Genomic DNA, 12,390 nt, shown 5'->3' on the forward strand with positions numbered 1-12,390 from the left:
TTGAAAATATATTTCAAGTAGCTTTTTTATGTAAATAGAAAGTAAGAAATAAGAAGAGCTACACAGGCACTACCGCTAATGATATAGCGAGTCTGTAAATATTCATTCATAGAAAACACCCTTTATCCCGCTATTTGCGGACAGTAAAACTCTCCACCTCAAATTTAGCTGGAGCAAAGAGGTTAGGTAGCGGGCTGCCCGTAAAAGCTTGATCGGTGAAGGCAAATAATCAGTGGGGATGAAGAAATCCCACTAATTAAAGTTTCACTATAGGATTTTCTATATTATATGTTGGATATAGAAAATCAGTCATTACGTTACACATGTAAAGTTTCAATTTTTTCGTTTATTTGCTTATCATTTGTTGCGTTACTATAAATAAAAGTTTGACCTAAAAAGAGTACATGCAGTTGTTCCCACGGTAACATGCGCAAATTCCAATTATTTCGAAGTCTAGTTATTGCTTCACGAGGTGTTTCATCGGCGAGTGCAAAAGCTCCGTAATGCATTGGTATAAAATGTGTAGCGTTTAAATCTAAATAAGCTTGCACGGCCTCTTCAGGTGAAACATGAGATACTTTCATAAACCATTCTGGTTCATAAGCGCCAATGGGCATAAGAGCAATATCAATTAAAAAGCGTTCACCAATTTCTTTGAAACCTTGGAAATAGCCACTGTCACCACAAAAATATATGGTTTCCATAGTCGTTTCATTATCAATAATCCATCCACCCCAGTGAGACGTATTCATATCAAATAAGAATCTTCTCGTCCAGTGCTGAGCAGGTACGAAGTGAAAAGAAACTTCGTTAATTATCGTACTTTCCCACCATTTATACTCTTCTACATGTTTAAATTTCTTACGAGTAAATAATTTTTTTAATCCAATAGGTACAAGATATAGAACATCATCATTCAACTGACGAAGAGTTGAAAAATCTAAATGATCATAATGACCATGTGAAATAAGGACAATATCAATTTTAGGTAGTGCTTCTATAGAGAGTCCAGGTTCTGTAAGTCTTGGAACTAGCTTTAATTTATTAGCCCATACTGGATCTGTTAATATATTAAGTCCATTCGTTTGGATAAGAAAAGTGGAATGCCCAATCCATGTGATAGTCGTTTTTTCAACATTACTTTGCAAAAATGCACTTTGTTTAACGGGTGATTGTTCTACTAAGAAAGAAAAATCTTTTTTGTTTTGCTTTCGTTCTTTACGCCAGCGTAAAAAAGAGCGAATTGATTTTTTTGTACTAACATTATCCATATTTTCATAGCGCTTTGCCATGAACATCACCTCATTTAAAATCGTTGTATTTGTATTGTACCGAAATGTTGTTAAGGAATACAGTGTAAAACATGGATTAATGTTTAAGGAATTGTTAAAAAATAGGGAGAGGTATTTACAAAAGTAACAATGAAATTAGTTTTATCACTTTTATTTAGAGAAATAATAGTAAAAAAATATATTTTGTCTAGTAATTCGCTTGAAATAAAGAAGTAACATACGTAAATTCGTACGATTTCGTGAACAAATGTAGTAAACAATTTTCTCGTAGTGTTAACTTTTGTTATTATAAACATAACCTATTTAAATTTAGGATAGAGAAAAGAGGTTTATAAATGAAGCGTTATCAAAAAATAATTGGTCTTATGGTTGTATTTTGTCTCTTTGTACTTGCTGGATGTAGTGAATCAGGTTCAAAGCTTCGTAAACCATTAAATTGGGATTTAGAAACCTTCCAATTTACAAATCAAGATGGAAAGAAATTTGGTACAAAAGATTTAAAAGGGAAAGTTTGGGTTGCAGATTTTATGTTCACAAATTGTCAGACAGTTTGTCCACCAATGACTGCAAATATGGCCAAGCTTCAAAAGATGGCAAAAGAAGAGAAATTAGACGTTCAGTTTGTTTCGTTTAGTGTAGATCCAGACCTTGATAAGCCAGAAAATCTGAAAGCTTTTATTCAAAAGTTTACAGAGGATACTAGTAACTGGAATTTATTAACGGGGTATTCGTTAGAAGATATTACAAAGTTTTCAAAAGATAATTTCCAATCACTTGTAGATAAGCCGGAGAACGGTCAGGTCATGCATGGTACATCATTTTATTTAATTGATCAAAACGGAAAAGTAATGAAAAAGTATAGTGGCATTAGTAATACGCCATACGAAGACATTATACGTGATATGAAGCGATTAGTGGGTTAAAAATAAGGGTGCATAGCACCCTTATTTTTTTGCATTAGTCTATCGATAAAATGTCATGTTGCTGGGGAAGTTTCGGCGCCCGAATTTCTAATACGCCGTTTTGATAAGAAGCTTTTGCCGCTTTTTTATTGATTGAATACGGCAATTTAATCAATCTTGATGCTTCTGAAATGGAACGTTCTCGGCGATAATAGTTATGGGATGTTTGTTCTTCTTCCTCTTCAAGTATCTCTTCTTTTACAGAGACTTTTAAGTATTCACTTTGTATTTCAATTTGGATTTGTTCTTTTTGTATACCTGGTAGTTCAGCTGTAACAACGAGTTCTTCACCAACTTCATATAAATCTACAGGGAATGTTAATAAACGGTTTCCTTTTTGGAAAAAATGATTTAAATCAGCGATTACATTGCGAAGAGGTGTTTGCTCGAAGAAATCATCAATTTGCTTTAAGTAATTACGAACCGGTGGGCGAGAAGAATCTTTTTTTTCTTCACTCATGGTATTCCCTCCTAGAAATCAATTTGCAATATCATATGACAAAAGCGGAGAAAGGTGAGTGCCTAGTTTTCATGTTTTCATAAAAAATTGTTAAAAATGTGAAATGGAGTGATTTTTTTATAGTTTTTGGTCGCCATATTCAGTTGATTATGCTAGTATAAATAGGGTTGATATAGTAGTATAGAGACAGAATGAAAACTGAAAGAGGGTAAGAAGTATGTGTGGTTTTGTAGGATGTTTATGTGAAAACCCTAGAGAGTTTTCAGAAACAGAAAAACATCAATTTGAAAATATGAACACGATGATTTTCCACCGTGGTCCAGATGACGAAGGATATTTTCGTGATGAACATGTACAATTTGGCTTCCGCCGTTTAAGCATCATTGACTTAGAGGCAGGACATCAGCCGCTAACTTATGAAAATGATCGATATGTAATTATTTTTAATGGTGAAATTTACAACTATGTAGAATTACGTGAAATGTTACTTGAAAAAGGTGCAACGTTTGCAACGCAATCTGATACAGAAGTTATCATTGCATTGTATGCACATATGAAAGAAAAATGTGTAGACTACCTTCGTGGTATGTTTGCATTTATGATTTGGGATCGTGAAGAAAAGAAACTTTTCGGTGCACGTGACCACTTCGGTATTAAACCTTTATACATCGCACAACAAGGTGATACTACATTCTTCGCATCTGAGAAGAAAAGTATTATGCATGTGATGGAAGATAAAGGCGTTAATCCAACGTCACTACAACATTACTTTACGTACCAATATGGTCCAGAGCCAGAAACTTTAACAATTGATGTTAATAAAATCGAGCCTGGTCATTATTTCGTAAAAGAAATCGGTAAAGAGATGGAAATCCATCGCTACTGGAAACCTTATTTCAATGCTTCAAGTGCAACGAAAGAGGAGCATATCCAAGCAATTCGTGATGTGTTATATGATTCAGTAAAAGTGCATATGCGTAGTGATGTACCAGTAGGTTCATTCTTATCTGGTGGTATCGATTCATCTATCATCGCTTCTATCGCAAGAGAAATGAATCCAAATCTTTTAACATTCTCTGTTGGTTTTGAGCAACGTGGTTTCAGTGAAGTTGATGTTGCGAAAGAAACTGCTGAGAAATTAGGCGTTAAAAACCATAACGTATTCATTTCAGCGAAAGAATTTATGGATGAGTTCCCAAAAATCATTTGGCATATGGATGATCCTTTAGCTGATCCAGCAGCTGTACCATTGTACTTCGTTGCGAAAGAAGCACGTAAACATGTAACAGTTGTTCTTTCTGGTGAAGGCGCAGACGAGCTATTTGGTGGTTATAACATTTACCGTGAGCCAAACTCACTAAAAATGTTCTCTTACATTCCTAGCCCAGGTAAGAGCGTTCTAAAAGCATTAAGTGGTGCTCTTAAAGAAGGATTTAAAGGTAAGAGCTTCCTAGAGCGTGGATGTACACCAATTGAAGAGCGTTACTATGGAAATGCTAAAATCTTCCGTGAAGAAGAAAAAGCTGAATTAATGAAGTATTACAATGAAAGTGTTAACTATATGGATATCACGAAACCATTGTATAACGAGATTAAAGATTATGATGATGTAAGTAAAATGCAGTACATTGACATGTTCACATGGCTACGCGGTGACATTTTATTAAAAGCTGATAAAATGACAATGGCAAACTCATTAGAACTTCGTGTACCGTTCTTAGATAAAGAAGTATTCGATGTTGCATCTAAAATTCCAACTGAATTTAAGATTGCTAACGGAACTACGAAAGCTATTTTACGTGAAGCAGCACGCGGAATCGTTCCAGATCACGTATTAGATCGTAAAAAACTTGGATTCCCAGTACCAATTCGTCACTGGTTAAAAGACGAAATGCATGATTGGGCTATAAATATTATAAACGAAAGTAAGACAGAGCATTTAATCGACAAACAGTATGTATTAAACTTACTGGAAGCACATTGTGCAGATAAAGGCGATTATAGCCGTAAAATTTGGACTGTACTTGCGTTTATGGTATGGCACCAAATTTATGTTGAGCATAAATACGATACGAATAAGTTCCATGAAGAAACAAAACGTGCGTATAGCTTAGTTTAATTAGAAAAACCTTAAGATCGCATACGGTCTTAAGGTTTTTTTCATAAATAGGAAGTATTATTGATACAATAATAGTAAAAGGATGGACAACATATGATTACGTTTGAGAAAGTTACTGTAGAAAATGAAAGCGTTGTTAAAGAAATGTTTAAATCGCATAGTTTAGGTGAGAAAAAGGTACAGTACTGTGTGAAAGTTGATGATACATATATTGGTGTAATAGATTATAGTGTACAAGAGGAACGGGCTGTTTTATCACAGCTAATTATTCATTTTGATTACCAAGGTTACGGTTATGGTACAAATACGTATTTTACATTTGAAGAAATGATGAAACAAAGAAATGTGAAAGAAATAAAAGTGCTACAAGAGAAATTAACAGAAAAGGCGAAGTCTTTCATAGAGAGTTTTGGTTTTGCTTCAGAAGATGAAGAGTATGTAAAGAAAATATAACGATGATTATTTATGCGATACAATAAATATAAGGCAGGTGGATGTATGACGATGACTTCTGGTCTTGTATTAATTGGAGGGTGCTTTATAGTAGCAGAATTATGTCATATAATCATTCGGAAAAGAATGAGTAAGAAAAAAAAGCCGTATGAATTACAATACATCCCTGTCTTTTTCATTATGTTTTGTATGCTTAGTACATTACAAAATTTAATGAACTTTCCACCACTTGTAAATGTTTTTTTAAAGTTTGGTTTACTTTATAGTGGTGTTGGAATAGCACTTTTATTTATTTTATTTTGCATACGTTATGTTCACTATCAATCGTATATATTTATTTTAAATTGGTTAAAGCAAGATGATAGAAACCGCCTTACATAAGGCGGTTTTTTTATTTGCAATTGTAACAGAACCTGTACATTTCACATAAAATAGGACGAGTAGAAATGCAAACATATTACAAGAAAGGGGCGGGGCAATAAAATGAAACTTGTTATAGACGCAGGGCACGGTGGATATGATTCTGGTGCTGTTGGTAATGGTTTAGTAGAAAAAAACTTAACACTTCAAATTGCTAGACGCGTTCGAGACATTTTAACGGTAAATTACCCAATTACAATTAAAATGACACGTGATAGTGATGTGTTTATTTCTTTATCTGAACGTGCTAATATTGCTAATGCTTTCAGTGCGGATTATTTTATTTCATTTCATATTAATAGCGGCGGGGGTACAGGTTTTGAAAGTTATATTTATAATGCGTTATCCAATAGCAGCACTGCATATGCAAAGCAACAAAAAATGCATACAGCTGTCAATCCTGTATTAACAAAATATGGTCTTCGTGATCGAGGAGCAAAAAAAGAAAATTATGCGGTATTAAGAGAAACCACAATGGATGCAATTTTAACTGAGACTGCTTTTATTGATACAGCGTTTGATGCAAATTTATTAAAAAATCCACAATTTATTGAAGATATAAGTCAAGCGTATGCAAATGGAATAGCAGCTATTTTTGGAGTAGCTCCAAATCCACAACCCCCTAACCCACAACCGACACCTCAAACGAAGGGAATCGCTTATATTCTTGGGAAAAATGTAAATTTAAGAAATGGTCCATCAACTTCTTCCTCAGTTATTCGTCAATTAAATTCTCCAGAATCTTACGTTGTATATCAGGAAAGTAACGGATGGCTAGATTTGGGGAATGGGCAATGGGTGTATAATGATCCTTCGTACATTAATTTTGTAAAGACAAGCAATAGTGATGGAAGCCCGATTGGGGTTGCATATATACAAGGGATGAATGTAAATTTAAGAAGTGGTCCATCAACTACATCTGCAGTTATCCGCCAATTAAATTCTCCAGAATCTTATTTAGTATATATAAATGAAAATGGTTGGTTAAACCTTGGTGGAAATCAGTGGGTATATAATGACCCAGCGTATATTAAACATACTCAATATTAGGAATTAAAATGATAATGCAATATGGATGCGTATCCTTGTTATGTATAACAAGGATACGCATTTTAATAACAACATTTATTTTCATACTTATGCACTATGTTTTAAAAAGAAACATTAGAAAAGCGGATAGAATCTAAATAGTATATATTAAAAAAGTTTTCTTATATACATTGACAATGTATATAAGATACATTAATCTTTAAATGTTAATGATAATCGATTTCATTTAGGGAGGACATATGATACATACTAAAAAACTAATTATGTTCTGCATTATGATACTCATGGTTGTAATTGCAGGATGTAGTAAAGAAGAGAAAAAAGAAAATAATATATCAGCGAAAGCAAAAGATTCATATACGGTAAAGCATGCAATGGGTGAAACGACAGTAAATGGTACACCTAAAAAAGTTGTTGTTTTAACAAATGAAGGCGCAGAGGCTCTCCTAGCTGTGGGCGTAACGCCAGTGGGGACTACGAAACCACGTGCTGGTGATGAATGGTATCCTCATTTAGCGAAAGAGTTAAAAAACACGGAAGTTGTAGGAACTGAACGTGATATTAATTTAGAGGCTGTAATGAAGCTTAAGCCAGATTTAATTATCGGAAATAAAATGCGTCATGAAAAAATATATGATCAGCTAAAAGAAATCGCACCAACTGTTTATGCAGAAACATTACGCGGTGATTGGAAAGAAAACTTTACACTTTATACAAAAGCTGTAAATAAAGAAAAAGAAGGGCAAAAAGCTCTTGATGATTATAAAAAACGCATTGAAGGAATGAAAGAGAAGTTAGGCGATAAATTGAATTCTAAAGTTTCTATTATTCGTTTCGTGCCAGGTGATGTTCGTATTTATCAAAAAAACTCATTCTCGGGTGTTGTTTTAAATGATATTGGATTTAAACGACCACCATTACAAGATAAAGATGATTTTGCGATAAAAGGAATTACAAAAGAGCAGATTCCAAATATGGACGGAGACTACTTATTCTATTTCACGTCTGATAAAGATGCAGATAAGAATAATGAAGGAAATTCGTTAGCGAAGGAATGGACAGAAGATCCACTCTTTAAGCAACTACAGGCTTCTAAAAATAATAAAGTATTCCAAGTAGATGAAGTGATTTGGAATACAGCAGGTGGTATTGTAGCTGCAAATCTTATGTTAGATGATATTGAAAAATATTTTCTGAAGTAAATGAATAGTCGAGTGCATCCCTTTAAATAAGTGATGCACTTTTTTGTTTGTTAAAATACAGAAAATTCCTTCTTTTGAGTGTAGATAAGTTGTACAATTAAAACAATCATGTGATAAAGGAGTGGGGAAGAATGAAAGCTACTCATAAAGATTGGATTTTATTTAACGGAAGAATTGTAAATACGAAGGAAGAACAGCCGATGATTCCATTAGAGGAGAGAGGCTTTCAATTTGGTGATGGTATATACGAGGTATTCAGACTATATGACGGGAAGCCACATTTATTAGATTTACATTTAGAACGATTCTTTAACTCTATGGCAGAAATAAAACTAATTCCACCATTTACGAAGGAAGAATTAGTAGAAGAGTTATATCAAATGATTGAAAAAAATCAGTTTCAAGAAGATGGGAATGTATATTTACAAATATCAAGAGGTACACAACCGCGCAATCATGTATATGAATCAGATTTACAACCAACATATTTTGCAAATCTTGTTTCGTTCCCAAGACCAGTTGCTTCAATGGAGGCAGGGATTAAGGTGACAGTAGAAGAGGACATCAGGTGGAAGTTTTGTCATATAAAATCTTTAAATTTGCTTCCTAATATCATGATCAAAAACAAAATAAATGAACAAGGGTATCAAGAAGCAATATTAGTACGAGATGGTATTGTGACTGAAGGGTGTCATTCCAATTTCTTTATCGTGAAGAATAATAAGTTGATTACACATCCAGCGGATCATTTCATTTTACATGGTATTACACGTCACTACGTAATTACATTAGCGAAAGAGTTACATATCGATGTAGAGGAACGAGAGTTTTCATTACAAGAAGTATATGACGCTGAGGAGTGCTTTTTTACAGCGACGCCACTTGAAATATTCCCAGTCGTTCAAATTGGTGATGAACAGTTCGGGGCTGGTGAAAGAGGACCAATTACGAAAAAACTACAAGCTGCATACGAAGAGAGTATTCGTTTGTTTAAAGTGACAAATTAATCATGAAGAAAAAAGCTGGTATTCTTCCGGCTTTTTTTCATGATATAATTCAAGCATAGGACAAGTTTTGAAAACGCTGTAAAAAGGGGATTTAATATATGAATTATGAAGATTTTAAAGAAGTAATTCACGGAAGACGAAGTGTTAGAAAGTTTACAGATCAAGAAGTATCTACTAATGATATAAAAGAAATAATTGATTGTGCTCGTTACGCACCGAGTGATACGAATTCACAAACGTGGGAATTCTTAGTTATCATGAATCGAGAGAAGATTAAAGAAATTGAACAAATGACATGGGATGCATTACATAAACTTGCGGCAAAAGCAGCAGAAAATGGAGAAGAGAAAGCAGGGAAATTACTTACACGTTCTTTCGGACCATATGCAACAGCTTTCTCGGAGGCACCAGTATTAATTGTATGTTTGGCAACACCATATGAATCAAAGTTCCGTGAAAAGATATTTGATCCAATTGCTTTTGTTCCAGATTCCGTTTGGGAAGAAGAAGGCATTAAGAGTAGCTGTTTAGCGGCACAAAACTTAATGTTAGCTGCACATGCAAAGGGACTTGGTACTTGTCCAATGACAGGGCCAGTATTGCTAGCTCAAGATGAACTGCGCCAATATTTACAAATTGCGCCTGAAAAACAAATAAATATGGTTATTTCACTCGGATTTCCGAAAGATAAACCGAAGAAACTTCCAAGAAAAGAAGTAGATGAGATTACAACGTTTGTTTTTTAATTGCTGTATAGAAAAGACATTGAACTAACAATGTCTTTTTATTTTTGAGGGTATGTAATTCATATGTTGGGCTAAAATGATAGATAAGAGGGAATTACTATTTATTTCATAAAAAAAATTAATGTTCTATTAAGGAAAGTATGATACATTAATCGTGAGCAAGATTCTATTTGTTCATGAAAGTGTTGAAAGTAGTCTCAAAATTTAAAAGTTATTTTTGTATAATAAATTATAATGAAGTTGCAGGGGGGATGAATTTTGAAAAAATTCATAATCACTGGATTGTCTGTATTGTTATTAGTTGGTTGCGGTGCTCCACAGGAAAAAGAGGACGCGCAATCAAAACAGGAAGAACAAGTTGTAAACGCAAGTGATGAGAATATGGTTGTATTTCCTGAAGGAGCAATGTCAATTGGAGAAGGGAAAGTAAAAGTTATTACTCCAGATGGTACTTCTGAAAACGGCAATATACCGACTGTATTCATCAAAAAGGATACGTTAATTCAGCAAGTTGAATTAGAACTTTCTAATTTTCAAAGTGATAAAGAAACATTCGTATTTGTAGATCAAATGTATACGGATAAACATCAAGTAACTAGTACAACGCAGACAACAGTGCAGTTAAAAGAAAAAACGCTGGAAACAGGTAGTCATACAATTACTGCAGTTCAGTATGAAAACAATGACCCGAAAGGAAAGGTTATTAGTTTTAATCAAGCAACATTTGAGACAAAACCTGCGTCTTAACAAGAATAAAAAGTACATTACTCAAAAAGTAGTGTGCTTTTTTGTTTGGACTAGAGTGTGCAAGAGTGAATAACTTATTTCATTTTCTAATACGATTAAATAGGAAGTAATCACTTGTTACTACTATGACAGAGAAAGAGGTTGAAGATGTGAATCGGTGTATTCGTATCGTCTTGATTAGTATGATGATGGCAGTATTTTGGTTTACGATACAAGAGATGATTCAAGCTACGCTCAATTATCAAATTCATGACTTATCAATAGGAGCTATTTGTTTTACCATTGTTTATCTATTATATCCCGCACTAACGGGCAGTAAGACCTTACCTTAAAACTCGGTATAGGTGAGGAGATTAGGTGGGAGATCAACTGCCTGTAAATGCACGATTGATGAGGGCTGATAATCATTGGAGATGAACAAACTCTCCAATGATTAAAGTTTCACTTTATGATAAACTCGGATTAAGGTGAGTTTTGCAAGAAAAATGTAGGTATTTCATTTGAAATGTCGAATAGTACATACGATGTCGTAATAACAAATTTTCTATTGTTTACTGTGAAACAGAAGAAGGAGAGATAGTGGTTATGAAACGAGCTCTTATTAATATTGATTATACATATGATTTTGTAGCGGAAAAGGGTGCTTTAACTTGCGGGAAACCAGGACAGGAAATTGAGAAGGAAATTGTACATATAACGAAGCAATATATTGAAAATGGAGATTACGTTGTCTTTGCTATTGATAGACATGAAGAAAATGATGTATATCATCCAGAATCAAAGTTATTCCCGCCTCATAATATAGCTGGTACAAGTGGAAGAGATTTGTTTGGTGAATTACAAGATGTGTACGAAACATATAAAAATGCAGAGAATGTATATTACATGGATAAAACACGGTATAGTGCATTTGCAGGAACAGACTTAGAGATGAAGTTAAGAGAAAGAGGAATTGAAGAGGTTCATCTTGTAGGGGTATGTACTGATATTTGTGTTCTTCATACAGCAGTAGATGCTTATAATAAAGGGTTTAAAATTGTAGTTTTTGAAAAGGCGGTTGCATCTTTTAATGCACAAGGGCATGAATATGCACTTGGACATTTTAAGTCATGCCTACATGCAGAAGTGAAGTGAAAAAAGAGGCCTTTAAAAAAGGTCTCTTTTATTTGTCCTTGTTCATTGAAAACAGCTACCGCAACGCCTAATAAATTGAGTGGTCTTGATCCGACAACTTCTCTAATTTCTTCGATATACCCCATTGTAGGTAACCTCATTAAGGAAAAATAAGAGCATATAAACTATTCGTTATTATATAAATATATTCCTCTTTATAAATGTAAGAGATGTCAAATATCTCATGTGTTTTATTTGGTAAAATATACATCAAAAAAGGTCAAACAAAAACTTTGACCTTTTTTGACCAAATGTTATAATAAAGGCAGAAAGAGATAATCTTTCATTCATAAATAATAAGGAGGAAAAAATATGCGTAATTTATTTCCAGAGATAACAAAACGTCAAAATGGTATTTTTGATTTTGGGCCTTCTTTATTAGAAGGGATGACAGATGCTTTCTTTAAGCCACTGAACATGGATACTTTTAAAGTAGATGTTCATGAGCAATCTGATAAATATACTGTGAAAGCAGATTTACCAGGTTTTCAAAAAGAAAACATTCAAGTTGATTTTGAACAAGATGTATTAACGATTCAAGCAACTAATCATAATGAAGTAGAAGAAAAAAATGAGAATGGCACATATATTCGTAAAGAACGTTCTATAGGTTCTGTAACTCGACGCTTTAGTTTTAAACAAGTTGAGGAAGGAAATGTTAGAGCAAATTATAAAGATGGCGTACTGACAATTGAATTGCCAAAATTGAAAGAAGAAAAAAGTAGTAAGACAACAATTAATATCGAATAAAAGAGCTGA

General features: G+C 33.7%; 14 protein-coding genes and 1 pseudogene. 12 read left to right on the forward strand and 3 right to left on the reverse strand.

Features of this window, described 5'->3' with window-relative positions:
• Positions 1-317: 317 nt before the first annotated feature.
• Positions 318-1,292, reverse strand: a complete 975-nt coding sequence (locus tag HFD78_RS14565; protein WP_001129628.1) for an MBL fold metallo-hydrolase — start codon at positions 1,290-1,292, stop codon at positions 318-320.
• Positions 1,293-1,627: 335 nt separating this feature from the next.
• Here HFD78_RS14565 and HFD78_RS14570 point away from each other — a divergent pair, with 335 nt between their 5' ends.
• Positions 1,628-2,215 carry an SCO family protein gene (locus HFD78_RS14570; protein WP_000833331.1) on the forward strand — a complete coding sequence of 196 codons (588 nt, stop codon included), beginning with the start codon at positions 1,628-1,630 and terminating at the stop codon, positions 2,213-2,215.
• Between the two features lie 34 nt (positions 2,216-2,249).
• Here the strand turns inward: HFD78_RS14570 and HFD78_RS14575 are convergent, their stop codons facing one another.
• Positions 2,250-2,714: an Hsp20/alpha crystallin family protein gene (locus HFD78_RS14575; protein ID WP_001288085.1), complete on the reverse strand. Its 465-nt coding sequence runs from the start codon at positions 2,712-2,714 to the stop codon at positions 2,250-2,252.
• Positions 2,715-2,931: 217 nt separating this feature from the next.
• On the opposite strand from HFD78_RS14575, the gene asnB reads away from it, so the two are divergent.
• From asnB to HFD78_RS14625, 10 genes are all read left to right on the forward strand, one after another.
• Positions 2,932-4,833 carry an asparagine synthase (glutamine-hydrolyzing) gene (asnB, locus tag HFD78_RS14580; protein WP_000333816.1) on the forward strand — a complete coding sequence of 634 codons (1,902 nt, stop codon included), beginning with the start codon at positions 2,932-2,934 and terminating at the stop codon, positions 4,831-4,833.
• Positions 4,834-4,926: 93 nt separating this feature from the next.
• Complete coding sequence (locus HFD78_RS14585; protein WP_000627522.1) at positions 4,927-5,286, forward strand: GNAT family N-acetyltransferase; 360 nt, start codon at positions 4,927-4,929, stop codon at positions 5,284-5,286.
• Between the two features lie 51 nt (positions 5,287-5,337).
• Complete coding sequence (locus tag HFD78_RS14590; protein WP_000200459.1) at positions 5,338-5,667, forward strand: hypothetical protein; 330 nt, start codon at positions 5,338-5,340, stop codon at positions 5,665-5,667.
• Between the two features lie 102 nt (positions 5,668-5,769).
• Positions 5,770-6,756, forward strand: a complete 987-nt coding sequence (locus HFD78_RS14595) for an N-acetylmuramoyl-L-alanine amidase (protein ID WP_000779895.1) — start codon at positions 5,770-5,772, stop codon at positions 6,754-6,756.
• Between the two features lie 239 nt (positions 6,757-6,995).
• Entirely contained in the window at positions 6,996-7,958 is a 963-nt protein-coding gene (locus HFD78_RS14600) for an ABC transporter substrate-binding protein (RefSeq protein ID WP_000581991.1), read from the forward strand.
• 131 nt (positions 7,959-8,089) lie between these two features.
• Positions 8,090-8,965, forward strand: coding sequence for a D-amino-acid transaminase (gene dat, locus HFD78_RS14605; protein ID WP_000648368.1), 876 nt, complete (start codon positions 8,090-8,092; stop codon positions 8,963-8,965).
• 98 nt (positions 8,966-9,063) lie between these two features.
• The gene (locus HFD78_RS14610) at positions 9,064-9,711 is read left to right on the forward strand and encodes a nitroreductase family protein (protein ID WP_001105283.1); all 648 of its coding nucleotides are present in this window, start codon (positions 9,064-9,066) and stop codon (positions 9,709-9,711) included.
• 258 nt (positions 9,712-9,969) lie between these two features.
• The gene (locus tag HFD78_RS14615) at positions 9,970-10,458 is read left to right on the forward strand and encodes a putative periplasmic lipoprotein (protein ID WP_000713496.1); all 489 of its coding nucleotides are present in this window, start codon (positions 9,970-9,972) and stop codon (positions 10,456-10,458) included.
• A 125-nt stretch (positions 10,459-10,583) separates the two neighbouring features.
• Positions 10,584-10,790: a hypothetical protein gene (locus HFD78_RS29955; protein WP_000136534.1), complete on the forward strand. Its 207-nt coding sequence runs from the start codon at positions 10,584-10,586 to the stop codon at positions 10,788-10,790.
• A gap of 253 nt (positions 10,791-11,043) precedes the next feature.
• Positions 11,044-11,592, forward strand: coding sequence for a cysteine hydrolase family protein (locus tag HFD78_RS14625; RefSeq protein WP_000816768.1), 549 nt, complete (start codon positions 11,044-11,046; stop codon positions 11,590-11,592).
• Positions 11,593-11,621: 29 nt separating this feature from the next.
• Here the strand turns inward: HFD78_RS14625 and HFD78_RS29490 are convergent.
• Positions 11,622-11,717 (reverse strand): annotated as a pseudogene (locus HFD78_RS29490) (DNA mismatch repair protein MutT); the annotation flags it as partial.
• Positions 11,718-11,943: 226 nt separating this feature from the next.
• Between HFD78_RS29490 and HFD78_RS14635 the strand changes: the two are divergent.
• Positions 11,944-12,381, forward strand: a complete 438-nt coding sequence (locus HFD78_RS14635) for an Hsp20/alpha crystallin family protein (RefSeq protein WP_001245054.1) — start codon at positions 11,944-11,946, stop codon at positions 12,379-12,381.
• Positions 12,382-12,390 lie beyond the last annotated feature (9 nt).

Origin of the sequence: Bacillus sp. EKM501B (assembly GCF_011800505.1) — a bacterium.
In the GTDB taxonomy this organism is placed as follows: Bacteria; Bacillota; Bacilli; order Bacillales; family Bacillaceae_G; genus Bacillus_A; species Bacillus_A cereus.